Source organism: Rahnella sp. P4_A8 (genome assembly GCF_056402435.1).
The window spans coordinates 119,116-144,709 of sequence record NZ_JBFUHK010000007.1 but is presented as its reverse complement, the minus strand read 5'-3'; the positions used below and the strand labels follow the sequence as shown (position 1 = coordinate 144,709).

At 54.9% G+C, this 25,594-nt stretch carries 21 protein-coding genes; 4 read left to right on the top strand and 17 right to left on the bottom strand.

Annotated features, from left to right (window positions below; genetic code table 11):
• Positions 1 to 15: 15 nt before the first annotated feature.
• The 6 genes from phnK to phnF are packed head-to-tail and all read right to left on the bottom strand — an operon-like array spanning position 16 to position 4,508.
• Entirely contained in the window at positions 16 to 807 is a 792-nt protein-coding gene (phnK, locus tag AC1DUO_RS06255; protein WP_112152052.1) for a phosphonate C-P lyase system protein PhnK, read from the bottom strand.
• Positions 807 to 1,682: an alpha-D-ribose 1-methylphosphonate 5-phosphate C-P-lyase PhnJ gene (locus tag AC1DUO_RS06250; RefSeq protein WP_013573843.1), complete on the bottom strand. Its 876-nt coding sequence runs from the start codon at positions 1,680 to 1,682 to the stop codon at positions 807 to 809. Before AC1DUO_RS06250 ends, phnK begins: the two co-directional genes overlap by 1 nt.
• Positions 1,672 to 2,754 (bottom strand): carbon-phosphorus lyase complex subunit, encoded by a 1,083-nt coding sequence (locus AC1DUO_RS06245; RefSeq protein ID WP_013573844.1) that lies wholly within the window; start codon positions 2,752 to 2,754, stop codon positions 1,672 to 1,674. Before AC1DUO_RS06245 ends, AC1DUO_RS06250 begins: the two co-directional genes overlap by 11 nt.
• On the bottom strand, positions 2,754 to 3,335 hold the full coding sequence (gene phnH / locus AC1DUO_RS06240) for a phosphonate C-P lyase system protein PhnH (RefSeq protein WP_013573845.1): 582 nt from the start codon (positions 3,333 to 3,335) through the stop codon (positions 2,754 to 2,756). Before phnH ends, AC1DUO_RS06245 begins: the two co-directional genes overlap by 1 nt.
• Positions 3,336 to 3,338: 3 nt before the next feature.
• A complete protein-coding gene (gene phnG, locus AC1DUO_RS06235; protein WP_013573846.1) occupies positions 3,339 to 3,782 on the bottom strand; it encodes a phosphonate C-P lyase system protein PhnG in 444 nt (147 codons plus the stop codon).
• Complete coding sequence (gene phnF, locus AC1DUO_RS06230) at positions 3,783 to 4,508, bottom strand: phosphonate metabolism transcriptional regulator PhnF (RefSeq protein ID WP_013573847.1); 726 nt, start codon at positions 4,506 to 4,508, stop codon at positions 3,783 to 3,785.
• 267 nt (positions 4,509 to 4,775) lie between these two features.
• Here phnF and AC1DUO_RS06225 point away from each other — a divergent pair, with 267 nt between their 5' ends.
• Positions 4,776 to 4,937 (top strand): type II toxin-antitoxin system CcdA family antitoxin, encoded by a 162-nt coding sequence (locus AC1DUO_RS06225; protein ID WP_013573850.1) that lies wholly within the window; start codon positions 4,776 to 4,778, stop codon positions 4,935 to 4,937.
• Between the two features lie 52 nt (positions 4,938 to 4,989).
• Here AC1DUO_RS06225 and nrdG read toward each other — a convergent pair whose 3' ends face one another.
• The 5 genes from nrdG to treR all read right to left on the bottom strand — a co-directional run bounded on the left by nrdG (position 4,990) and on the right by treR (position 12,134).
• Complete coding sequence (nrdG, locus tag AC1DUO_RS06220; RefSeq protein ID WP_037034213.1) at positions 4,990 to 5,454, bottom strand: anaerobic ribonucleoside-triphosphate reductase-activating protein; 465 nt, start codon at positions 5,452 to 5,454, stop codon at positions 4,990 to 4,992.
• Between the two features lie 4 nt (positions 5,455 to 5,458).
• Positions 5,459 to 7,597, bottom strand: coding sequence for an anaerobic ribonucleoside-triphosphate reductase (gene nrdD / locus AC1DUO_RS06215; RefSeq protein WP_014411578.1), 2,139 nt, complete (start codon positions 7,595 to 7,597; stop codon positions 5,459 to 5,461).
• Between the two features lie 343 nt (positions 7,598 to 7,940).
• On the bottom strand, positions 7,941 to 9,584 hold the full coding sequence (gene treC, locus AC1DUO_RS06210) for an alpha,alpha-phosphotrehalase (protein ID WP_119261173.1): 1,644 nt from the start codon (positions 9,582 to 9,584) through the stop codon (positions 7,941 to 7,943).
• Positions 9,585 to 9,606: 22 nt separating this feature from the next.
• Positions 9,607 to 11,025 (bottom strand): PTS trehalose transporter subunit IIBC, encoded by a 1,419-nt coding sequence (gene treB / locus AC1DUO_RS06205; RefSeq protein ID WP_013573854.1) that lies wholly within the window; start codon positions 11,023 to 11,025, stop codon positions 9,607 to 9,609.
• A 152-nt stretch (positions 11,026 to 11,177) separates the two neighbouring features.
• Positions 11,178 to 12,134, bottom strand: coding sequence for a trehalose operon repressor TreR (treR, locus tag AC1DUO_RS06200; RefSeq protein WP_119261174.1), 957 nt, complete (start codon positions 12,132 to 12,134; stop codon positions 11,178 to 11,180).
• A 344-nt stretch (positions 12,135 to 12,478) separates the two neighbouring features.
• Between treR and mgtA the strand changes: the two genes are divergently transcribed.
• A complete protein-coding gene (gene mgtA / locus AC1DUO_RS06195; protein WP_099049191.1) occupies positions 12,479 to 15,181 on the top strand; it encodes a magnesium-translocating P-type ATPase in 2,703 nt (900 codons plus the stop codon).
• A 77-nt stretch (positions 15,182 to 15,258) separates the two neighbouring features.
• Here the strand turns inward: mgtA and AC1DUO_RS06190 are convergent, their stop codons facing one another.
• From AC1DUO_RS06190 to AC1DUO_RS06175, 4 genes are all read right to left on the bottom strand, one after another.
• Positions 15,259 to 16,230 (bottom strand): TerC family protein, encoded by a 972-nt coding sequence (locus AC1DUO_RS06190; protein ID WP_014411579.1) that lies wholly within the window; start codon positions 16,228 to 16,230, stop codon positions 15,259 to 15,261.
• 301 nt (positions 16,231 to 16,531) lie between these two features.
• A complete protein-coding gene (locus AC1DUO_RS06185; protein ID WP_013573858.1) occupies positions 16,532 to 17,278 on the bottom strand; it encodes a glutamine amidotransferase in 747 nt (248 codons plus the stop codon).
• Between the two features lie 26 nt (positions 17,279 to 17,304).
• Positions 17,305 to 18,291, bottom strand: a complete 987-nt coding sequence (locus AC1DUO_RS06180) for a Gfo/Idh/MocA family protein (RefSeq protein WP_013573859.1) — start codon at positions 18,289 to 18,291, stop codon at positions 17,305 to 17,307.
• Between the two features lie 22 nt (positions 18,292 to 18,313).
• Positions 18,314 to 18,820 carry a M48 metallopeptidase family protein gene (locus AC1DUO_RS06175; protein ID WP_013573860.1) on the bottom strand — a complete coding sequence of 169 codons (507 nt, stop codon included), beginning with the start codon at positions 18,818 to 18,820 and terminating at the stop codon, positions 18,314 to 18,316.
• Between the two features lie 170 nt (positions 18,821 to 18,990).
• Here AC1DUO_RS06175 and rlmG point away from each other — a divergent pair, with 170 nt between their 5' ends.
• The gene (gene rlmG, locus AC1DUO_RS06170; protein WP_013573861.1) at positions 18,991 to 20,142 is read left to right on the top strand and encodes a 23S rRNA (guanine(1835)-N(2))-methyltransferase RlmG; all 1,152 of its coding nucleotides are present in this window, start codon (positions 18,991 to 18,993) and stop codon (positions 20,140 to 20,142) included.
• An 83-nt stretch (positions 20,143 to 20,225) separates the two neighbouring features.
• On the opposite strand, the gene AC1DUO_RS06165 is transcribed toward rlmG, so the two are convergent.
• Positions 20,226 to 22,262 (bottom strand): NADPH-dependent 2,4-dienoyl-CoA reductase, encoded by a 2,037-nt coding sequence (locus AC1DUO_RS06165; RefSeq protein WP_014411580.1) that lies wholly within the window; start codon positions 22,260 to 22,262, stop codon positions 20,226 to 20,228.
• 396 nt (positions 22,263 to 22,658) lie between these two features.
• Here AC1DUO_RS06165 and AC1DUO_RS06160 point away from each other — a divergent pair, with 396 nt between their 5' ends.
• Positions 22,659 to 23,525: a crotonase/enoyl-CoA hydratase family protein gene (locus AC1DUO_RS06160; RefSeq protein ID WP_013573863.1), complete on the top strand. Its 867-nt coding sequence runs from the start codon at positions 22,659 to 22,661 to the stop codon at positions 23,523 to 23,525.
• A gap of 29 nt (positions 23,526 to 23,554) precedes the next feature.
• On the opposite strand, the gene pdeR is transcribed toward AC1DUO_RS06160, so the two are convergent.
• Complete coding sequence (gene pdeR, locus AC1DUO_RS06155) at positions 23,555 to 25,573, bottom strand: cyclic di-GMP phosphodiesterase (RefSeq protein WP_119261176.1); 2,019 nt, start codon at positions 25,571 to 25,573, stop codon at positions 23,555 to 23,557.
• Positions 25,574 to 25,594: the final 21 nt, after the last annotated feature.

Sequence of the window (25,594 nt, the reverse complement as noted above, 5' to 3'; positions counted from 1 at the left end):
TCTCTGGAATTAGATTCAGGACAGCACGGAAGAAACCAGCAGCTGCGTATATGGATGATGCGGATCGTCGAGCACGCGGTCGGTTAAACCACTTTCCACCACCTGACCTTGCTTCATCACCAGCAAACGGTGTGCAAGCAGGCGGGCAACGCCGAGGTCATGGGTGACAATCACCACCGCCAGTTGCATTTCCACCACCAGTGTGCGCAGCAGATCCAGCAAACGCGCCTGAACGGACACGTCCAGGCCACCGGTCGGTTCATCCATAAACACCAGACGCGGATGCGTCACCAGATTGCGGGCGATTTGCAGACGTTGCTGCATCCCACCGGAAAACGTGGTCGGCAGGTCATCAATACGTGAAACCGGAATTTCGACATCTTCCAGCCACTGACCGGCTTTCTTGCGGATATTGCCGTAATGACGTTCACCGACCGCCATCAGACGCTCGCCGATATTGCCACCGGCAGACACCTGGCGGCGCAAGCCGTCCATCGGATGCTGATGCACCACGCCCCAGTCAGTGCGCAGCAGACGGCGGCGGTCACTTTCTGGCATGTCGTACAGCGACTGCGCAGTGGTCTGGCCGTTGTTGTAGATGACCTGTCCTTCCTGCGGCGCAAGACGGGCGGAAATCGACTGCAACAGCGTGGTTTTGCCGGAACCGGATTCGCCGACAATACCCAGCACTTCACCGGGATACAGATTGAATGACACATCGCAAAAGCCTTTACCCGGCGCATAAAGATGGGTCAGGTTATTCACCGACAGCAGCGGTTCGGCGGCGAGATTTAACGGAGTGTTCATCAGCGGTTACCCTCGTTTGAAGCCTGTTGCTCAACCTGCTGAGCACAAAAATCAGTGTCGGAGCACACGAACATGCGGTTGCCCTGATCGTCGAGCACCACTTCATCGAGATAGCTGTGGTGCGAGCCGCAAATCGCACAAGGTTCATCCCATTGCTGAACGGTGAACGGATGATCGTCGAAATCCAGACTTTCGACTTTGGTGAACGGCGGCAGGGCGTAAATGCGTTTTTCACGTCCGGCACCAAACAGCTGCAATGCGGGCATCATGTTCATTTTCGGGTTATCAAATTTCGGGATCGGCGACGGATCCATCACGTAGCGGTCATTCACTTTCACCGGATAGGCGTAAGTGGTGGCGATATGGCCGAAGCGGGCGATGTCTTCATACAGTTTCACCTGCATCACGCCGTATTCTTCCAGCGCGTGCATTTTGCGGGTTTCGGTTTCACGCGGTTCGATAAAGCGCAGAGGTTCAGGGATCGGCACCTGGAAAATCAGGATCTGATCTTCCTGCAACGGCGTTTCCGGAATACGGTGACGGGTCTGGATCAGGCTGGCTTCCACGGTTTTCCCGGTCGTTTTCACTCCCGCGACGCTCTGGAAAAATTTGCGGATCGACACGGCATTGGTGGTGTCATCCGCGCCCTGGTCGATCACCTTCAGCACATCTTTTTCGCCGATCACGCTGGCAGTGAGCTGGATCCCGCCGGTGCCCCAGCCGTAAGGCATCGGCATCTCGCGACCGGCGAACGGCACCTGATAACCGGGGATCGCCACGGCTTTGAGGATCCCACGTCGGATCATGCGTTTGGTCTGTTCGTCGAGATAACCGTGGTTGTAGCCGGTGATCGTTTGGGCTGCATTATTGTTCATTGGCGGAGTCCTGTTCTTTCGTGGCGCGCAGGCGTTTTAACAACTCCAGTTCGGCCTGGAAATCGACGTAGTGCGGCAATTTAAGATGCGAGACAAAACCGGCAGCTTCGACGTTATCGGCGTGGGACAAGACAAATTCTTCATCTTGCGCCGGACTGCTGATCTGCTCGTTGTATTCACGGGTTTGCAGTGCGCGATCCACCAGAGACATCGACATCGCTTTGCGTTCGGCGCGACCAAACACCAGCCCGTAGCCACGGGTAAAGTGCGGCGGTTTGTCTTCCGGCGCGACAAAACCGTTCACCATTTCGCATTCGGTCAGCAGGATTTCGCCGATATCAACCGCAAAACCCAGCTCTTCCGGCACGATTTCGACGGTCAGCCAGCCGGTACGGATTTCACCGGCGAACGGGTGATTGCGTCCGTAACCGCGCTGGGTGGAATAACTCAGCGACAGCAGGAAACCTTCGTCACCGCGCACCAGTTGTTGCAGGCGCGCTGCTCGGGAGGCCGGAAACACCGGCGGCGTACGGGTGATATCTTCCGGCTCCGTGCCGTCATCTTCTTCACGAACTGCCAGCTGCTGATTCGTCAGCAAATCAAACACATGGCCGCACTCTTCCGGCTGGGGTTCATCGGCTATGGGTGTGAACGGCGCTTCACCTTCGGCCAGCAGCGCGAAATCCAGCAGACGGTGGGTGTAATCGTAAGTCGGGCCGAGCACCTGTCCGCCGGGCAAGTCTTTATAAATGGCGGAAATCCGGCGTTCGAGGCGCATCGATTTTGTGTTCAGCGGCTCGCTGGTGGCCAGACGCGGCAAGGTGGTGCGGTAAGCGCGCAGCAGGAAAATGGCTTCAACCAGATCCCCGCCGGACTGCTTAATCGCCAGCGCGGCCAGTTCACGGTCGTAAATCCCGCCTTCGCTCATCACACGGTCAACGGCTAAGCCCAGTTGTTGTTCGATCTGGTCACAACCGAGTTCATTTACCCCGGTGTTGCCACGGCGCTCGTGCGCCAGCAACTGGTGAGCGGCGGCAATCGCCTTCTCACCCCCTTTAACGGCGACGTACATCAGCACACCTCCACGCGCGTGGTGCGCGGTATGGCAATCAGTTCTTCGCCGCAGGTGAACATAAAGTCCAGTCCCAGCGGGAAACGGTGAGGGCGGTTGAGCAGATAGTCGCGAACGCAATCAGGCAACAGCGGAGAAAGGGTCCGGCTGTTTTCAATACCCGGCCCGCGCAGACGCAGCGGGGTGCCGCCGGTCAGGCTGTCCAGCTGAACAATCACGCTGGTGGCCAGCTCCGGCGACATTTCATCACCGCAGGGGAAAGCCAGCAGGGTGGCGCTGTCGAGCGCCGGATCGGCCAGCGCAAAACTGACGGCGGACGGGTCATCGGTGAGCACTGCGCCGGTATGAAAGCGCAGGTTTTTACGCAGGATTTCATCGTTGAGCGAGGCGCTCAGCCACAGCGGCGTGTCGTTATCGATAAGTGTCAGCAGCACGCAGGCGCTGGCGGAACCTAAAGCACCGAAACCAGGCATGGCGGGGAGTTGCACGCTGACGCCAGGCTCGCTTAACGCTTTGAGGATACGGCGAAAACTGTACTGCGCATCGGCAACCGGATGTTGAAAACTGGCAACAAGTGACATGAGTTATTCTCCGCGAACCAGAGTAAAGAAATCGACGCGGCTGGAAGCCACCTCGCGGGCGCGTTGCTGGCGGCGTTCCTGTTGCAGCGCAGCCAGAGGCGCTATCACGCGTTTATGCAGCAGTTCATCCATGCCCTGCATTTGCAGCAGGCCGTCAATAACCGCGCACAGTTCGGCGTGCGGTTTATTGCGACCACTGACGTAGCTGTAGCCGTAGACGCCACCGTCTAACTGAATGACGGCGCGGGTGACGGTCATATCGCCCATCACAAAACGTTTGCCGGTTCCGCCCATGCGCCCCTGAAGCTGGGTCAGACCGGTTTCAGCGGCGCGGATGCGCTCAAATTGCGGGGACAAATTCAGCGGCTGCCAGTGGGCGAGCAGCTCATCGGGACGGCTGTGAGCCAGCACCGACATCCAGCGCTGGCGGGTTTGCAGGTGATCCATTCAGTGCTCCATGGTCAGTTCGATCATGTCGGCGCGCGTCAGGCTGACGGAGTATTCCGCCACCGTATCGCTGCCTTCACAAATGTTCAGGGTGCGGACACACAGCAGCGGTGCCTGCGGGACGATTTCGAGTAATTTGCTCTCTTTTGCCAGCGCGCGGCGGGCATTGATGCGGGTGGTGCGGCGGCTGAGCTTTTGCTTAATTTCTTCACGGATAAAATCGTGCAGCGAGCCGTTATGGAAATTTTGCAATGCAGGCCACCAGTCGAGATCGGGCAAATAGTGGTCAATCACACAGACCGGCACGCCGTTAACGCGGCGCAGCGTACGCAGGTGAATAATTGTGTCGCCTTCCTGACGTGACAGCGCCGCCGCGACGTGATCGGTCGCCGGGCGCAGCACCGCCAGCAGACGTTCGCTGGTCGGATGGCTGCCCTGATCCAGCAGGTTCTGGCTGAACCGCGCCTGCGAATGCAGCGGATAATCGTAAGGACGCATCAGCACCAGCGTGCCAATGCCCTGCCTGCGTTGCAGCCAGCCGCGATCCACCAGTTCATCCACCGCACGGCGCAGCGTATGGCGATTTACCTGAAAACGTTCGGCAAGTTGTTGTTCCGGCGGCAGATAATCGCCGCAGCGGTAACCGTTACGCAGTTCCTGTTCCAGCTCGGCAGCGATTTGCTGATACACCCTGGCGTGACTGGTCGGATGTCTAGATAAGTTCATCACAATAAATACCTCGCGCAGTAGAAACGGGCAGTAGCAGGGGAAATTTGAAAGCGGTATGAAAGGGTCATGATGCAAACCTCAGTGTGGCGTTGGCATCATCTTGGGCGCGCTAAATGACAATTGGGTGAAGCTCTGGTTGCAGGAAAATGAAGAGTTGGAAGACGTCCCGCAGGAATGAAAGCGGGTGATTTACGGGATGAACAGTACAAATTACACTCTGGTTGTCGGATGTATTTTTAAACATTAATTACAAAAGGACTTTGTATGTCAGAAGCACTCAATCGTGAATTCAATGATTTACCTGTTACGTTAATACCCGAAACACCTGCGCAGAAATGGAGGCGTGAAAATCAAAAAGGAATTGAGGCGATAAATAAATACGTCGAAGAACATGGTTCGTTTTCTGATTATCAGCGTGTATTTTAGAAAAGTGAGGGGAGTGATTTCCCCTCTGAAAGCATTAACGCAAATGAAAGCATTAACGCAAATAATGAATCACCTGATTGCCGCTGCCACGCCAGATAAGCGACGGGTCTTTCAGTTCCTGCACGAACTTCCCGTCGACCAGCACGTTGATTAACGCGGTGACTTCCTGCTGTTCAGCGCTCAGTTCCCCGAGCGTATAACCTGTCCACATCCACACATCTTTGCCAGGGCATTCCGCCTGCACGCGCACTAACAACTGGCGCACCGCCGACAGATTTTGCGGATGCAGCGGATCGCCGCCGGAGAGCGTCAAACCCTGACGCGGGATCACCGTGTTTTGCAGATCGGCGATAATGCGGTCTTCATCTTCCTGCGTAAAAGGTTTGCCGGAATCCAGCCGCCAGGTGCTTTTGTTATAGCACCCGCGGCATTCGTGGACGCAGCCGGAAACGAACAGCACGCAGCGTGTTCCCGGCCCGTTCACCACGTCGATTGGATAATATTGATGGAATCTCAAAATATTAACCCAGCTGACCGTTACCCAGATGTTTTATCCGGCGCTTCACTTCTTCCTGCTTACCGGCGTTAAACGGACGCGCATCCGGGCTGCCGAGATAACCGCACACGCGGCGGGTGACCGACACGCGGGAAGGCTCGTGATTGCCGCATTTCGGGCAGGTGAAGCCTTTGCTGGTGCATTCGAATTCACCGGTATAGCCGCAGTCGTAGCATTCATCAATTGGCGTGTTGGTACCGTAATACGGCACGCGGGTGTAACTGTAATCCCACACATCTTCCAGCGCTTTCAGGTTGTGCTGCAGGTTCGGGTATTCGCCGTAACAGATGAACCCGCCGTTGCTCAGTGGCGGATACGGTGCTTCGAAATCGAGTTTTTCATACGGATTGACTTTCTTCTCGACGTCAAGATGGAAGCTGTTGGTGTAATAACCTTTATCGGTGACACCGGCCACCAGGCCGAATTCGGCTTTATCCAGACGACAGAAACGGTCGCACAGGTTTTCGCTCGGCGTGCTGTACAGGCTGAAGCCGTAACCCGTTTCGTCTTTCCAGCTGTCGGTGGCGGCTTTCAGGCGGGCGACAATCGCCACGGCTTTTTCGCGTAACTGACTGGCATCGAACACGTGGGTCTGATCGCCGAACAGCGCGTTAATGGTTTCATGCACGCCGATGTAGCCGAGTGAAATCGACGCACGACCATTTTTGAAGATGCCGGAAATATCGTCGTCGGCTTTCAGACGCACACCGCAGGCACCTTCCATGTACAGGATCGGCGCAACGCGGGCCTTGATGCCTTCGAGACGCGCAATGCGGGTCATCAGCGCTTTTTTCGCCAGCAATAAACGCTCGTCGAGCAGTGTCCAGAACGCCGCTTCATCGCGTTTGGCTTCCAGCGCGATACGCGGCAGGTTCAGGCTGATCACACCGATATTGTTGCGGCCTTCGTGGATCATTTCGCCGTTCTCTTCGTAAACGCCCAGGAAACTGCGGCAGCCCATCGGGGTTTTGAAGGAACCGGTGACTTTCACCACCTGATCATAATTAAGAATGTCCGGATACATGCGCTTGCTGGCGCATTCGAGAGCCAGTTGCTTGATGTCGTAATTGGCATCGCCGGCTTTATGGTTCAGGCCGTCGCGGATGGCAAACACCAGTTTCGGGAAGACGGCGGTTTTGCGGTTTTTACCCAGCCCGGCAATGCGGTTACGCAAAATAGACTGCTGGATCAGGCGTGATTCCCACGACGTGCCGAGACCGAAACCGAAGGTAACAAACGGCGTCTGGCCGTTGGCGGTGTGCAGCGTATTGACTTCATATTCCAGCGACTGGAATGCGTCATAACACTCTTTCTCGGTACGGTTACGGGCGAACGCTTCGGCATCGGCAATCTGCCATTCTTCAGCGGTCTGACGATGTTTGTTGAAGCTGGCGGTAACAAACGGCGCCAGCACTTCGTCGATGCGGTTAATGGTGGTGCCGCCGTAAATGTGGCTGGCGACCTGCGCGATAATCTGTGCGGTGACGGCGGTTGCCGTTGAAATCGACTTTGGCGTGTCAATTTCGGCATTGCCCATTTTGAAACCGTGATTCAGCATGCCTTTCAGGTCGATCAACATGCAGTTAAACATCGGGAAGAACGGCGAATAATCCAGATCATGATAGTGAATTTCCCCGCGTTCATGCGCCAGCACCACGTCACGGGGTAAAATATGCTGTTTGGCGTAATGCTTGGCCACAATCCCGGCGAGTAAATCGCGCTGGGTCGGGATAACTTTGCTGTCTTTGTTGGCGTTTTCGTTGAGCAGCGCCATATTGCTTTGCTCAACCAGACCACGGATTTCCTGATTCAGGCGTCCGCGCATTTCACGTTTCACGTCGCGGTCATGGCGGTATTCAATATAGGCACGCGCCAGTTTCTTGTGCGGCCCCGCCATCAGCTGGTTTTCAACCGCATCCTGAATTTCATGGATATCGACACGCGCCTGATCTTGCAGATTCTCTGCCACAATACGGGCAACCTGCGCGCAATAATCAACGCTGTCGATACCGGCGGCTTCGGCTGCGCGTTGCACCGCTTGTTTGATCAGAACTTCATCGAAAGGGACCTGACAACCATCCCGCTTAATCACGATGGGCTGCATTTTGGTGGATTTTGCGGGTACGGTTTCCTGTCTGTCTGCCTTCACAATGATACTCCTTTTGGGCGGATCCCGCGCCCCACAAGGCTTACAGGCCGGTTGTGTGGCATTTGCGGAAAACCGCTATATATTGGGTTGGGTGTGTACTATACACACTAGATGTAGGATCTACGCGAGCGTTAATTCTCATTTTATTGACCTGAAACAAAGAATTTTTTCGGCGGAGGAATTGATGACCAAATGTAAATTCTGGCCTGAATTTTGCCTGTTGTTTTATAAGGGGATGCATACAAAATAAACGGGTCAGCCACGACTGTGACCGACCCGACAGAAGGGGAAATTCAGACTATCCGGCGAGTTGCCAGAGACATTCGTACGGACGAAGCGTGCCGGAAATGGCAGGCGAGGCGTAATTACTCAGCAGCGTGTTGCCATCTAATTCTGCCAGCGTAAGTGTCTGCTCCTGCCCGCTCAGGTTTGCCACCACGCGCAAGGTTTTGCCTGACGCCTGACGGGTATAACACCACAACTGCGGATGTTCCGGCAGCAAATCCTGATAATCGCCATCGGTCAGAACCGGCAGCGTTTTGCGCAGGCGGATCAGTTGCTGATACAGATAAAATACCGAGTCTTTATCCGCCAGTGCCTGTTCGGTATTGATGTCCTGCGCGTTGTGGCTGACGGAAATCCACGGCGTGCCGGAAGTAAATCCGGCCTGTTCCCCGGCATTCCACTGCATCGGCGTACGTGAGTTGTCCCGCGATTTCTTCGCCAGAATGCGCAACAGTTCTTCGTTGCTGCGCCCGTCAGTTTTCAGTTCGGCAAACATATTCAGGCTTTCCACATCGCGATATTGTTCGAGATGTTCAAAGCCCGGATTGGTCATGCCGATTTCCTCGCCCTGATAAATATACGGCGTACCCTGCAGGCCGTGCAGCACCATTGCCAGCATTTTGGCAGATGTCGCGCGCAGCGCGCCTTCATCGCCAAAGCGCGACACAATGCGCGGCTGATCGTGATTACACCAGAACAGCGCATTCCAGGCGTGACCGTGCATTCCCTGCTGCCACTCGCGGAAAATCTGCTTGAGCTGCACGAAATCCGGCGGTGCATCGGCCCATTTTTCACCGTTCGGATAATCGACTTTCAGGTGATGGAAGTTAAAGGTCATCGACAGTTCGCTGCCGTCATTGGCGGCGTAGCGGCGACAATGCTCCAGCTTTGTTGAAGACATTTCGCCGACGGTCATCAGCCCCAGCGGCTTAAATACGTCACGGCTGAATTCCTGTAAGAACTCATGAATACGCGGACCGTCAGTGTAAAAGCGCCGGCCATCACCGGCATCGTCGGTCGGGAAATCCTGTTGTTTCGACACCAGATTGATCACGTCCAGACGCAGTCCGTCGACGCCCTTATCCGCCCAGAACTGGCAGACTTTTTTCAGCGCCTCGCGCACCGGCGGGTATTCCCAGTTCAGATCGGCCTGCTCGGTGGCGAACAGATGCAGGTAATACTGGCCGCTGGTTTCGTGCCATTGCCAGGCACCGCCACCGAATTTGGATCGCCAGTTATTCGGCGGTCCGCCCTCCGTTGCCCCATCACGCCAGATATAGAAAGGCCGGAACGGGCTGCCCGCATCCTGCGACTGGCGGAACCACTCGTGATGCGTCGAGGTATGATTAAACACCATATCCATCACGATGCGGATCCCACGCTGATGCGCTTCTGCAGTCAGCCGTTCAAAGTCTTCGAGCGTGCCGTAAGCCGGGTCAATCTCGCAGTAATCGGCCACGTCGTAGCCGTTATCAATCTGCGGCGACAGGTACAGCGGTGTCAGCCATATCGCATCAACGCCAAGGGTTTTCAGGTAATCCAGACGCTGTGTGATGCCGTTGATATCACCGGTGCCGCTGCCCGTGGTGTCCTGAAAACTCTTGGGATAAATCTGGTAAATCACGCCGTTTTTCCACCACGGCAATTCGCTGTTCATTCCATTTTCCTTCTTGAATGTCTTACACCACTGCCAGTTCACCCCGGCGGGCCTTCCGCTGATAAACCAGCACGGTCAGGATAATCGGCACCACGATCGCCACCAGCATGGCCAGTGCGTAAATACTCCAGAACTGCGGTTTGATGGACAAAATACCCGGTAAGCCGCCGACGCCGATGCCGTTGGCCGTGACGTGGAACAGGCCGCAAATCAGGCCGGCACCGGCCGAGCCAATCATTGCGCACAGCATCGGGAAGCGGTATTTCAGGTTGATGCCGTACATCGCCGGTTCGGTTACGCCGAGGAACGCGGATATCGCTGCGGGCACGGAGATCTCGCGCTCATTATGTTTGCGGCTGACGATAATCACGCCGACGACCGCAGCGGCTTGCGCAATATTGGACAGGGCGATCAGCGGCCACACCGGGGTTCCGCCGGTGCTTTGCACCATCTGCATGTCGATGGCAAGGGTGGTCTGATGCACGCCGGTGATGACCAGTGGCGCATAGAGGAAACCAAACAGCGCGGCACCGATGGGTGCGAGGCTGCCGGTCATGATGAATTTCACCGCGAAAGCCACGCCGTCGCCCACCATGCGGCCAAACGGCCCGATCAGCGTGTGCGCCAGGAATACGGCAATAATCAGCGAGCTGACGGGCACAATCACCAGATACAGATAATTAGGCACGATGCGTTTCAGGCCATTTTCGATCATCGCCAGCGCCATACCGGCGAGAACGGAAGGAATGACCTGCGCCTGATAACCGACCTTTTCGATGGTGAACCAGCCGAAATTCCATACTTCAGGGATTTGCTGCCCGAGGTTGTAGGAGTTCATCAGTTGCGGCGATACCAGCGTTATGCCAAGCACAATCCCGAGGATTTCGGTGCCGCCCATTTTTCTGACCGTCGACCAGCACACCGCCACCGGCAGGAACATAAACACGGCTTCGCCAAGCAGCCAGAGGAAGTCGTAAATGGATTGCCACAGCGGGTGCATCTGCGCCAGCGTCTGGCCGCCGCTCATCGGAATTTCGCCGATAACATTGCGGAAACCGAGAATTAAACCGCCGCTGATCAGCGCCGGTAACAGCGGGAAAAAGATTTCCGCAAAGTGAGAAATGCTGCGCTCAAACCAGCTCATATTCTGGCGGGCGGCAACTTTTGCCTGTTCTTTTCCGGCCGCACTTTTACCGGTGCTGGCGATCAGAACTTTGTAGTAATCATCCACTTCCGGCCCGATAACCACCTGGAACTGACCGGCGTTGGTGAAGCAGCCTTTGACCATCGGCAGGGCTTCGAGACCTTTCGGGTCGGCTTTGGACGGGTCATTGAGGACAAAACGAAGACGCGTAATGCAGTGAGTCACCATCGCGATATTGTCGCTGCCGCCAACGAGGGCGATCAGCTGATCAACATCCTGTTGCTTAACTTTGCTCATGGGAAGTGGCCTGTGATTTTGCGTAAGAGTGTAGGGTACGGTTCAAGCATAGCGAAGGCGGTGGGAACTTGTCCGGGAACGTTCCCGGTTTTGCCGGGACGATCACAAAGTTTTTACTTTTTAGAAAGGCAAAGGTCAGAAAGGCGGGGGATTCAGAAAGCAAGCTTTCCGGGGATAATCAGCTGCCGCACCGTGGTGGAACCGCTGAGCTGCGCCAGTAATTGTTTGGCCGCTGCTTCGCCGCCCGCGCCATAGCCGAGTTCTACTGAATACGATTCCGGGAACAGGAAATGCAGCAGCGGGTTGTTGCCGATACCGCATACCTGCACGCCACGGATTTGCTGTTGTTGCAGGTATTTTTGTGCGCCGATGGCAATGGTGTCGGACGCGCAGACGACGGCCTGAATATTATTTTTCAGCAACTGCGGGATCAGGTCGAAGCCGCTCTGATAGGTCAGTTCGCCCAGCGCAATGTGCGGTGTCAGGCCATGCTCTTTACAAAAAGTCCGAAAGGCCGCGCTGCGGCGCTGGCCGGTGGTGGTGTCCTGCGGCGAAACACCGATAAAGCCAACCTCCCGTATGTTCTGCGCCAGCAGTTTTTGCATCAGCAACTGCACCGCACCCGCATCGTCATAACACACCGAAGATAGCCCCGGCATATCGCGTGCCAGCACCACCATTTTATCCTGCCAGGGCGTCAGCATTTGGGCTGAAAGTCCGGTGAAACCAAACAGCACAATGCCATCGATATTGCGCTGTTTCAGCACCTGCAAATGCTCTTTCACGCGCTCTGCGCTGAACTGACTTTCCAGCACAATCGGGTCATACCCTTGCTGATAAAACAGCGGCAACATGGCGCGTACGGCCAGATTTTCCGAAGGAGAGTCGAGACGCGACACGATGATCGCCACAATTTTGTCGCTGAACCCGCGCATGGCCCGCGCCGATTTCGACGGACTGAAATGCTGTTGTTCGATCACCTGCAACACCCGTTCGCGGGTTTGCGGGCTGACGTTGCCTTCGTTATTCAAAACGCGGGAAACCGTGGATTTTCCGACACCGCTCAGGCGGGCAATATCATTAATGGTCAGGCGATTTTGCTGGGTCATGTTTTAAGGTGAATGAGGGTCAGGTTTAAAATTGGTTGTAGTTAACCGGCGTATACTGCGCTCGCCGGAGATGATGTACGCGTCATCCCGTGCCGTTACCCTAACGGATTTTTATACCCGATGCGTATGAATTTCCAAACCGTTCCTTACCGGAGGTGAAAACCCATGGAACCCGACCCCAATTCTGTAGGTCCGTTGTGATCCGGTAAGCACCCGCATTTTTGCCGCTGCTTGCCGTGACTTTACCTGGCAGGCAGTGGTGCACGTCTTTTCGTTCGCCCTGTTTTTAACAACCCTTTTGCCATGCTCATGGCGGCTTCGCCGTGGGCGCAACAAAGGTGCGAATGATGTTCAAAAATTTCACTTCCCGGCTGCTCAGTGCGCTCAGCCGTAATTTACCGCGCCGCTTAGTCCGCCGCGATCCGATGCTGGAAAACGTATCTGCCCGTGCGGTGCAGGCCATCCCTGCCGCTATGTCGGCGCATTGTCAGGCCTGTGCCCGCGCCACCGAAGACCAGCTTTACCTGCAATTTGCCAGTCATCCGGAAGGGCTGACTGCGCAGGAAGCCGATGCAATTCGCGAAGTTTCCGGCCTGAATCAGACCGGCGATCAGCAACCGGCACCCTGGTGGCTGCATCTGTGGCACTGCTACCGCAATCCGTTCAATCTGCTGCTGACCGTGCTCGGGCTGGTGTCTTACGCCACCGACGATTTAACGGCAGCGCTGGTGATTGGCGCGATGGTGTTTATTTCTACTTTCATGCATTTCATTCAGGAGGCGCGTTCCAATAAAGCCGCCGATGCGCTGAAAGCGATGGTCAGCAACACCGCGACCGTGCTGCGCAGTGACGCGCAAACCGGACGCAGCGAAACAGTGGAAATCCCGATCAGCCAACTGGTGCCGGGTGACCTGATCAAATTGTCAGCGGGCGATATGATCCCGGCAGACCTGCGCATTCTTTCGGCCAAGGACTTGTTTATCAGCCAGGCGGCGCTGACCGGTGAATCCCTGCCGGTGGAAAAACACGCCTGCGAGAAAAAACCGGTTGCGGCTGATCCGCTTGAACTGAACACCCTGTGTTTTATGGGCACCAACGTGGTGAGCGGCACGGCGATTGCGATGGTGATCGCCACCGGCAGCAAAACCTGGTTCGGTCAGCTTGCCGAACGTGTGGTACAGGAAGATACACAGCCAAACGCGTTCCAGGCCGGGATCAGCAAAGTCAGCTGGCTGCTGATCCGCTTTATGATGGTAATGACACCTGTGGTGCTGGTGATCAACGGTTACACCAAAGGCGACTGGTGGGAAGCCGCACTGTTTGCGCTCTCCGTGGCGGTCGGGTTGACGCCGGAAATGCTGCCGATGATTGTGACTTCCACGCTGGCCAAAGGCGCGGTAAAACTCTCCCGCCAGAAGGTGATCGTCAAACGTCTGGATGCGATACAGAACTTCGGCGCAATGGATATCCTCTGCACGGATAAAACCGGCACGCTGACGCAGGATAAAATCGTGCTCGAGCGCCACACTGATGTGCTGGGCGTGACCAGTGATGAGGTGCTGCATCTGGCGTGGCTGAACAGCCATTATCAAACCGGCCTGAAAAACCTGCTGGATGTTGCGGTGCTGGAAGCAGGCGATGCCGGTCCGGCGCATAACTCGCTGAAAGTGGATGAAATTCCGTTTGATTTCGACCGTCGCCGTATGTCTGTCGTCGTCGCCGAAAACGACCAGAATCACCGCCTGATTTGCAAAGGCGCGCTGGAAGAAATGCTGTCGATTTGTACGCTGGTGCAGCTCAACGGTGAGATTGTGCCGCTGACCGATGTGCTGCTGGCGCGTATCCGCCGCATTACTGACGATCTCAATCAGCAGGGGCTGCGCGTGGTAGCCGTGGCGCATAAAGTGATGCCATCGCGCACGCAGGGCTACGGCGTGACCGATGAGTCCGGCCTGATCCTGGCCGGGTATATCGCATTCCTCGATCCGCCAAAAGAAAGCACCGCACCGGCGCTGGATGCACTGCAACGCAAAGGCGTGACGGTGAAAATCCTCACCGGCGACAATCCGCTGGTGGCGCGTAAAGTCTGCAAAGATGTCGGATTACAGGCCGATAACGTCGTAATCGGCAGCGATATCGATGCGCTTGACGATGTGCAACTGCTGAACGTCGCCCGCGAAACCACGGTATTTGCCAAACTGACACCGATGCACAAAGAACGCATTGTGCGCGTACTGCGCGGTGAAGGGCATGTGGTTGGCTTTATGGGTGACGGCATCAACGACGCGCCTGCGCTGCGTGCGGCGGACATTGGGATTTCCGTGGATTCTGCGGTGGATATCGCCAAAGAAGCGGCCGATATTATTCTGCTGGAAAAAAGCCTGATGGTCCTGGAGCAGGGCGTGACGGAAGGGCGCAGAACTTTCGCCAACATGCTGAAATACATCAAAATGACTGCCAGTTCCAACTTCGGTAACGTGTTCAGCGTGCTGGTCGCCAGCGCCTTTTTGCCGTTCCTGCCAATGTTGCCACTGCATCTGCTGATTCAGAACCTGATTTACGATGTGTCTCAGGTGGCGATCCCGTTTGATAACGTAGATGAAGAGCAACTGGCGAAACCGCAGCGCTGGAACGCCGGGGATATTGGCCGTTTTATGGTGTTCTTCGGGCCGATCAGTTCCGTATTCGACATTCTGACTTTCAGCCTGATGTGGTGGGTGTTTAAAGCCAATACGGTGGAGGCGCAGACGTTGTTCCAGTCCGGCTGGTTCATTGAAGGGCTGCTGTCGCAGACGCTGATCGTGCACATGATCCGCACCCGCAAAGTGCCGTTTATTCAGAGCCGCGCGTCCTGGCCGCTGTGCATCATGACGCTGATGGTGGTGATCACCGGTATCGCACTGATCTACTCGCCGGTGGCCGGATTCCTGCAATTGCAGGCGCTGCCGCTGAGCTATTTCCCGTGGCTGATCGCGATTCTGGCGGGCTACATGGTGCTGACGCAGTGCGTGAAAGGCTGGTTCGTGCGCCGTTACGGCTGGCAGTAATCTTTAAAATTCTATCCTGAATGCTAAAAAGCGCGACCGGTGAAGCGGCCGCGCTTTGCATTAATCAGTTCGAAATATTACGACTGCGCGTTGTTCTTGCGATCGTTACGACGGTTCACCCAGGTGTTAATCAGCAGGGTGATGATCAGAATCGACGCAATCACGCCCAGCGAAATACCGACCGGAATGTGGAACACGTCGAGCAGCAGCATCTTGATACCGATGAAAATCAGGATCACCGCCAGACCGTATTTCAGCATCGAGAAACGTTCTGCCACGCCCGCCAGCAGGAAGTACATCGCGCGCAGGCCGAGGATCGCAAACAGGTTAGAGGTCAGGACGATGAACGGGTCGGTGGTTACCGCAAAGATAGCCGGAATACTGTCGACCGCGAAAATCACGTCGCTCAGTTCCACCATAATCAGCACCAGCAACAACGGAGTAGCGAACAAAATACCGTTACGGCGCACAAAGAACTTCTCACCCTGCAACTCATCGGTCATGCGCATTTTGCTGCGCAGCCAGCGGATCATCGGCTTCTCGCCAACCTCACCGTCTTCTTCTTTCGCCAGCGCCATCTTGATACCGGTGAACAGCAGGAAGGCGCCGAACACGTACAAAATCCAGCTAAATTGCCCCACCAGCCAGCTACCGGCGAAAATCATGCCGGTACGCAGGACGATGGCGCCGAGCACGCCGTAGACCAGTACGCGGCGTTGCAGGCTGGCAGGAATAGAGAAGTAACTGAACAGGATCAGCCAGACGAAGACGTTATCCACCGCCAGCGCTTTTTCCAGCAGATAGCCGGTCAGGAACATGGTGGCCTTGGCGTCGGCCACTTCACGGCCAAACTCGCCGTTGAGATACCACCAGAAGCCGAAGTTGAACAGCAACGACAGGCCTATCCACACCAGCGACCACATCGCGGCACTTTTCATACTCATGGTTTGCGCGCCTTTTCGACCCTGCAACAGCAGGTCGAACGCGAGCATAATTATCACTACCACGGCAAAGGAGCCCCACAACATCGGGTTGCCTACGGAGTTCATCATTGCGATATCCTCGAAAAAACATCAAAAAAAAACGGCCAGCGTCGGAAGACGTTAGCCGCTCATTTTTTGAGCTGTGAGCAAACCTCGCCTTCCGGCAAGGTCTCACTTACAAAGATAAGTATTCATCTTGTGAATGCTTATCTTTGCCCCGGTAACCGGGTGGCTGAGACGGCGCTGCATGAGCGCGGGTCCAGACACCGTAATGACGATTATCCGACGAAGAAGTTACTCCCCTTTGCAGTTCGCAAATTAATGCAAAATGTGTCCGATGTCAAACATTCAGAAACATTATGGAGCATTAACCCGCCAGTGCCTGACGTTTGCCGAGTGCGCCGACGAAGGCCAGCAGCAGGCTACGGCTGAGGGGTGTTTCGCTAAGTTGCTGAGCCTGATGCGCAAAATCTATCGTATCGTCTTCGGCGATAGAGCCCAGCCATGACAGATATGTTTTCATTACCGCCAGACTGAATTCCGGATGGAACTGCGTGCTGATGGCATTCGGGCCGTAGCGCAGGATCTGATGCGGATCGTGCCGCGTTTTCGCCAGCACCGTCGCTGTCGCAGGCGGCGTAATGACGGTTTGCAGGTGGATCAGATTGGCCGCGAACTGTGCGGGAAGCTGCGACACCAGCGGATCAAGATGCCCGTCCGGCGTCAGCGTCACCTCGTGCGTACCGACTTCAATGCCTTGCGGATGGTAATCCACCTCGCCACCCAGCGCGTATGCCATCAGCTGATGACCGTAGCAGGCACCAAACATGGGTAATTCCTGCAACATGCCCAGCCGCACCCAGTCCGCCGCTTCTTCGCTCCACGCCAGATGCTCGGTGACCATGCTGCGCGAACCGGTAATGATCGCACCGCAATAGTTTTCCGGCGGCAGCGGGCGTTCACCCGCCTGCAAATCCACAATCACCACCTGCTGCGCGTCGATATCGCCCTGACGGATAAACATCTGCGGAAAGTTGTCGTGCGCACGACGGATAGGTTCCGGCGCGTGGCCGGTCTGTAAAATCAACAGCGATTTCTGGCTGGGTGCAATCATCTGTTACTCCCGATTTTTACTTAATATTAAGGCTGGTTATCGGCCGGGAATACCACGCCGGTCTGACGACGGATTTCCGTCAGCACTTTGGCCGTGATACGCGAGACTTCCAGCCCGGGGTGCGCGACAAACTGGCTGTCGACCAGAATCGCAAAAGTTTCTGCTTCATACAGCATGGTGTTGATGTGCTGGGGTTGCGTCAGATCCAGCTTCTGGCTGCCGCGTGGCGTCAGGCTGAGCGTCTGGCATTCAGACAGCTTTTCCATCTGCAAGGTGCCGTCTTCGCCCTGGATCTCACTGGGTAACAGGGAGTCGCTGATTTTCGAATGGTTGATAACCACTTCGAAATCATCCGCATAAGACAAGATCACCGTGCCCTGACCGTCAACGCCGCTTTCCAGCAGGGTTGCCGTGGCTTTCACCGATTCCGGTTCGCCAAACAACGAAATAGCACTCGCCAGACAGTAATAACCGATATCCATGATCGAGCCATTGGAAAACGCCGGGTTAAAGGTATTCGGGTTTTCACCGGCCAGATAGCGCGGATAACGTGAGGAATACTGGCAGTAATTCAGAATGGCTTTACGCAGTTTACCGATGCGGTTCAGCGCGCCTTTCATGTGCAGGAAGTTGGGCAGATACGCGGTTTTAAACGCCTCGAACAGCACCACGTTGTTTTCTTTTGCGCAGGCGATCAGGCTTTCCGCTTCACGCAGATTGGAAGCCAGCGGCTTTTCGCAAATCACGTGCTTTTTATTGCTGAGGAACAACAGCGACTGCGGGTAATGCAGGGAGTTCGGGCTGGCAATATAGACCGCATCAATCAGATCAGAGGCGGCCATTGCTTCAAGGGAATCAAAGTAATGTTCAACCGGATAATCCTCACCGAGCTTTTTAGCGCCTTCCAGCGTGCGGGAGTAAATCGCGGTCAGCTTCATTTTACCGCTCTCGTGGGCGGCATCAATAAAACGCTGGGTGATCCAGTTGGTGCCCACAACGCCAATACGAATCATGAGAAATCCCTATAGTTAATTATTATTGATACAACTTACCGAATATTTCCAGATGCGTCAGATACATGCGCGTGTCGAATTCTAACTGATGATAGTCGGGCGTCATATGACAGCACAGGCTGTAGAATGCTTTGTTGTGTTCTTTTTCTTTCAGGTGCGCGAGTTCATGCACCACGATCATTTTCAGAAACGCTTCCGGCGCGCTTTTAAACACCGTTGCCACGCGGATTTCCGCCTTGGCTTTTAGCTTGCCGCCCTGAATACGGGATATTGCCGTATGCAGCCCCAGCGCGTGCTTCATCACGTGGATTTTATTGTCGTAAGCCACTTTGCTTAACGGCGATGAACTGCGCAAAAACTGATTTTTCAGGTCCAGCGTATACTGATAGAGCGATTTGTCAGTGGTCAGCTCGTGCGGTTCGGGATATCGCGTCAGCAAGACTTTACCTAAACGTTCCTGGTCGATTAACTGACGCACCTGAGCCTGAAGCGACTCCGGATAGCCTTGCAGATAGGTCAATTCAGGCATAACTGTTTGCTTTATCTCTTATTGCCGGGGAAAAGATGCCGAAACGGGGTGCGGGGTTTTTACCACGATCGCGTCGATCCGGCAGATAAACCCCTTTTTAACTGAAAAAACGTTTTACTGATAGACCAAATTAAGGGATAAACAGCGCAAATTGAATATGAGGAGGGCCAATGAGCCAATTTGAAACCGAAACCGGTGGTCAGTTATTGCAACTGCGTCTGGAACGTTATCCGCTGGAAGAAGCGGCAACGCAGTTACAGGCATGGGAAGCGGCCGATGAATATCTGCTGCAAAACCTGAACACCGACGCGCTCAACGGCCGTCCGCTGCTGATTTTCAACGATGCTTTCGGCACGCTGGCCTGCGCCTTGCAGCCGCACAACCCGACCAGCGTCAACGACTCCTTTATGAGTCAGCTGGCGATGCGCCACAACCTGCGCCTTAACGGTTTTGACGAAGACAGCGTGGCTGCGCAAAGCAGCCTGGTGCCGTTGCCGATCAATCCGGGTCTGGTGATCATCAAAGTGCCAAAAACGCTGGCGCTGCTGGAACAACAACTGCTGGCGCTGCGTGAAGTGGTGACGCCGGACACGCAGATTATCGCCGGCGCGAAAGCCCGTGATATTCACACGTCAACGTTGCAACTGTTCGAGAAAATCCTCGGACCGACCAAAACCAGTCTGGCGTGGAAAAAAGCCCGTCTGATCCATTGTGAAGCCACCTTGCCTGCGCAAACCGCAGAGCCGGTGATTTCTGAGTGGGCGCTGGATGACAGTGAATTCCGTATTTCCAACCACGCGAACGTGTTCTCACGCGGCGGTCTGGATGTCGGCGCTCGCTTTTTCATGCAACATCTGCCGGAAGGCATTGAAGGGCGCATGGCGGATCTGGGCTGTGGTAACGGTGTGATCGGCATGACCGCACTGGCGCTGAACCCGGATGCGGAAATGCTGTTCGTCGATGAATCTTATATGGCGGTAGAGTCGAGCCGTATTAACGTCGAAAACAATTTGCCGCAGGATGTCAGCCGCTGTCATTTCGAAGTGAACAACATGCTGGCCGGTGTCGAGCGCGAAACACTGCACGCCGTGCTGTGTAACCCGCCGTTCCATCAGGGCACGGTCATCAGCGATGACACCGCGTGGCGCATGTTCTGCGATGCCAAACGCTGCCTGCAAACCGGCGGCGAGCTGCGTATCGTCGGCAACCGTCATCTGGATTACTACCAGAAGCTGCGTCGCCTGTTCGGCAACTGCACGACGATCGCCACCAATCAGAAATTCGTGATTTTACGTGCCGTGAAAACAGCTGCACATCATTGATAGCTGAATTAGTCTGAAGTGCTGAAATGAAAAAGCCGCTTATCGCGGCTTTTTTTTCGTCTGTCGGTTTCTGAAATAGTTTTCTAAATTTTCAGTGCCAGCCGTGTGCCCTGATCGATAGCGCGACGCGCATCGAGTTCGACGGCGACGTCGGCACCGCCAATTAGGTGTACGATTTTTCCGGCCTCCTGTAACGGCTGATACAGCGCGCGCTGCGGTTCCTGTCCGGCGCAGATAATCACGTTATCCACTTCCAGACATACCGGTTCACCGTTCATGATCAGGTGCAGCCCCGCGTCGTCGATGCGTTCATAGCTGACACCACTTTGCATTTTCACGCCACGCTGCAACAGGCTGGTGCGGTGGATCCAGCCAGTGGTTTTCCCCAATCCTGCGCCGACTTTGGTGGTTTTGCGTTGCAGCAGAACGATATCCCGCGCGGCAGGTTCGGGCTGTGGCCCAAGTGGTGCCAGACCGCCACGGTGCGTCAGGCTCTGGTCGATCCCCCATTCGTGGCTGAAAGCCTGAGTGCTGAGGCTCGATGACGGGCCGGTGTGGATCAGGTATTCGGCGGTATCAAAACCAATGCCGCCCGCGCCAATAATGGCGACGCGCTGTCCGACCGGTTTTTTATCCCGCAGTACGTCGAGATAGGTCAGCACGATCGGATGATCAATGCCCGCAATATCCGGCAGGCGCGGTGAAATACCACAGGCGAGGATCACTTCGTCATAACCCGTTAACTGGCTGGCGCTGACGGTTTCGCCCAGGCGCAGCGTTACGCCCAGTAATGTCAGCTGGCGCGAGTAGTAACGCAGCGTCTGATAAAACTCTTCTTTGCCGGGGATCTGTTTGGCGACATTAAATTGCCCGCCGATTTCATTGTGTGCATCAAATAATGTGACGTGATGCCCGCGGCTGGCGGCGGTAGTGGCAAACGCCAGCCCGGCTGGCCCCGAGCCGACAACGGCCAGATGTTTGGTGATTTCCGCACGGGTAACCGGTAACTGTGTTTCACGGCAGGCGCGCGGATTGACCAGACAGGAAGTGACTTCACCGGCGAATATCTGATCCAGACAGGCCTGATTACAGCCGATGCAGGTGTTGATTTCATCAGCACGTCCCTGCGCGGCTTTTTCGACAAACGCAGGATCGGCAAGAAACGGGCGCGCCATTGACACCATATCCGCACAACCTTCGGCGAGAATTTTCTCCGCCACGTCAGGGTCGTTAATGCGGTTGGTGGTAATCAGCGGAATGCCCACTTTGCCCATCAGTTTTTGCGTCACCCAGATGAACGCCGCGCGGGGCACCATGGTGGCTATGGTCGGAATGCGCGCTTCATGCCAGCCAATACCGGTGTTGATAATGCTCGCGCCTGCCTGTTCGATGCGCTGCGCCAGCATTTCGACTTCATTCCAGTCCGAGCCTTCTTCGACCAGATCCAGCATGGATAAGCGATAAATGATGATGAATTCCCGGCCACAGGTTTCGCGCACGCGGCGCACGGCTTCGGTGGCAAACCGCATGCGGTTATCGGCAGAACCACCCCAGTTGTCCGTGCGCTGATTGGTGCGCGCGGTGAGGAACTGGTTTATCAGATAGCCTTCGGAGCCCATGATTTCCACGCCGTCATAACCCGACTCTTTGGCAAGCTGCGCGCAGCGGGCGAAATCCGCCAGTGTGGAGTCGATTTCTGCCTCGCTGAGGGCGTGAGGTGTAAAGCGGTTGATCGGCGCCTGAAGCGCTGAAGGCGCGACGGGGTGGGGCTGATAACTGTAACGTCCGGCGTGAAGGATCTGCAGGGCAATTTTGCCGCCAGCGGCATGCACCGCGTCAGTCACCACGCGGTGATGCGTGATGTGTTCCTGTTCAGCGAGAATTGAACCGCCCTGATAAACCACGCCCTGCGCGTTAGGGGAAATGCCGCCGGTGACAATCAGCCCGACGCCTGCGGCGGCACGTTCTGCATAAAAGGCCGCCAGACGTTCCGGCCCGTCCTCCCGTTCTTCCAGCCCGGTGTGCATGGAACCCATCAGCACGCGATTTTTCAGTTGGGTAAAACCTAAATCCAGTGGCGCCAGCAGGTGCGGATAAAAAAGCGAAGCGCGTTCAGTCATGGAATTCTCTTAAGTGGTCGGAGGAGATGAATTCAATTTAGCTGCTGGCAGAACAATTGGAAAGTCAGTGTGTAATGACTGTGATATGTATCACTCTGAGGAATTCGCTGAGCGTTAATTAACTATTACGCTTCTTATTACTCGCGGTTTATTAATTGGCAGAGGTGACTTTTGTCGCCGGAAAACAGCACAAGATAGCAGATGAAATACCTATTTCTTTGTTTTTACACACAATGGTCTTATTGCAGGTTGTTTATTTTTAACATTTTTTTCAGAGATTTTGGTCGTTAGGATTATTTTTAGAAAACCATATCGAATCGATTCAGTTCGGGTTAGAGCTGGACTAGGCTGGGGTTGCTTCACCCTAAAAATTCAATTCTAACCTGGATATATACTATGAATCTTATTGACCATACAGCCTGCCGCCCGTTCACCGAAGCCGGGCATTTGTCCCAGATTGCAGCCTATTATGAAGAGGGTCGTAACGTCATGTGGATGATGCTCAGGTCTTATCCACGTCCCTGTTTTAATCAGGAGCTTATCGAAGACATTATGACGCTGATGTATGCCGCGAAGGCATCCGGTCTGCGTTTTGATTTTTGGGTCACCGGCTCTTTGGTGCCCAATATGTATAATGTCGGCGGTGATTTGAGCTTCTTTGTTGATTCCATCGTCAATAATAAACGCGAAGCGTTACGTGCTTACGCCAGAGCCTGCGTGGATTGCGTTCACGCTGCCGCGCGTGGTTTTGACGTAGGCGCGATCAGTTTATCGATGATAGAAGGCACGGCACTGGGCGGCGGCTTTGAAGCCGCACTGGCACACCATTACGTGCTGGCGCAGAACACCGCCCGGATGGGGTTCCCTGAAATCGCATTTAACCTTTTCCCGGGAATGGGCGGTTATTCGCTGGTATCACGCAAAGCGGGGATGAAGCTGGCGGAGGAACTGATTTCCACCGGGGAGTCGCATACCGCCGAATGGTTTGAAAGCCGCGGGCTGGTGGACGTGTTATTCCAGCCGGGGGAAGCATTCACCGCCACGCGAACGTTCATGGATGTTTTGCGACCAAAGCTCAACGGCATCCGGGCGATGATCCGCGCACGTCAGCGTGTGCTGCAATTATCACGTTCAGAACTGATGGATATTACGGAGGATTGGGTGGATGCAGCGTTTACGCTGGAGGAGAAAGACCTGAGTTATATGGAGCGTCTGGTCATGCTGCAAAACCGGCATACGGCGTCATTGCGTAAAACCGGCTAGCAGCAGGCAGAAGCAGCCCGTCACTGGCGCTATTTCTGTTTTGCTTTATGTTTAAAAACATTGGGTGAAGCAATCATTTTTTCCTCAAGCCAGTGCTCCAGTTCATTTGCTGGCATTGGCTTGGCATATAAAAATCCCTGTTTGCTGTCCACACCGATTTCGTCAATCAGCTTCTCTTCTTCCGCCGTTTCCACACCTTCCGCGACCACTGTCAGTTGCAGCGTTTTGGCCACCGCCACAATCGCCCGTACCAGCGCCTGAGACACCGGATTATCATTGATTCCACGAATAAAGCTTTGATCCAGCTTGATGCAGTCGAGGGGGATTCTCGCCAGTTGTGACAGTGAAGAATAACCGGTGCCGAAATCATCCAGATGTACTTGTGCGCCCAGTTTATGCAACTGGTTAATCATGGTGATCGCTGCACCTTCGTCTTCCACCAGGCAACTTTCTGTCAGTTCGAAATCCAGCAGGCAGCCTTTCATGCCGGCATTTTTCATGGCATCCGACAACGTCGTGATGAATGAACTATTGTTAAGCTGTCGTCCGGAGAGGTTTACCGCCACCCGCAAATTCAGCCCTTTTTTCTGCCATTCCGTCGCCTGACGGGTGGCGGTTTCGATCACCCATTTACCGACTGGCGTGATGAGACCGGATTCTTCGGCATAGGGAATAAAGCTCTGAGGTTGGATCAGACCGCGTTCCGGAGAATTCCAGCGCAGCAGTGCCTCCACGCTTTGCACGGTACCGTAAAGCGATACTTTCGGCTGATAGTGTAAGACCAGCTGATCTTTCTCAGACAAGGCTTTGCGTAAATGTGTATCTAACCACATGTATTCAGAGGCTTTCTCATTCATCTCTGGTGAGAAAACACAGTGTACATTTTTGCCCTTTTCCTTGGCTGCATACATGGCAGTATCGGCGTTTTGCAACAGTATATCGCCGTCGGTACCGTGTTCCGGGCAAATCGCGATACCTGCTGAACAGCCGGTATACACTTCAATCAGCCCGATGCGGAATGGCAAACTGAGCCTGCGCAAAACGCGCTGACTCAGCGCTTCCAGCGCTTTTATTTCAGCATGCGTGCTGAGAATAATGAATTCATCCCCGCCGAGCCGCGCCAGTTTATCGTTGGGCGACAGGCAATCCTGAATGGCATCAGACACCGCGCGCAGCAGGTGATCACCAAACATATGTCCGTAGGCGTCGTTAACTTTTTTGAAGTTATCCAGATCCAGATAAATCAGCCCGACGTTGTTTTCACCACGCTCGATAAGTGCTCGGGCAAGGGACTCCTGCAAGGCATTACGGTTAGCGAAACCGGTGACCAGATCAGTATTTGCCAGCACGCGCAAACGCTCCTGCGCCTTGCGTTCGTCAGTGATGTCAGAGCCGGAGCAAATCAGATATTTTTGCTGTTTGCCGCTGCCGCTGTGGACGAATTTATTGCGAAACAGGAACAGGCGCTGGCCTTTGACGGTGTTGATCCAGCGTTCCACTTCATAAGATTGCTGATGCTGGAAAAAACCATTGATATTCTGACGTGAGGCCAGGCCTTCTTCCATCGACATAAAAAGGTCATAGGCGCTGCGTCCGATAACATCTTCTTCGCGCAGGCCGGTATATTCCTCGCTCAGACGGTTAAAACGATGGATTTTGCCTTCCTGATCGATAATCACGATCACGGAGTTGGCTTCAGAAACCACCTGCTCAGCAAAGGTCAGACCGACTTCAAGGTCATGGGCGACAGACTCAGTGTCCTGATAGGCGGATGCCGTACCGGCCCAGGCTTTACTGTCGATTTTTCGCCCGACAAGATACAAACGCGCAGGGGATCCGAATAGCGTGATATCCAGGGTAAAACTCGAGGTGATCCCGGTGAGTTGCCTTATTTTCCCTGCCTGCCACTGCGTCAGAGAGATAGCAATATTGACGACGCCTTTCTCTGCGGATAACTCCAGGGCATTGCTGTCTGAACCCAGTCGCCAATATGGGCGTGGTGTACCAAAGTGCAGGTACAGGAGGGAAGCATCTTGAGAGTCGACCATGAATGTTTCTCCGCAAAGAAC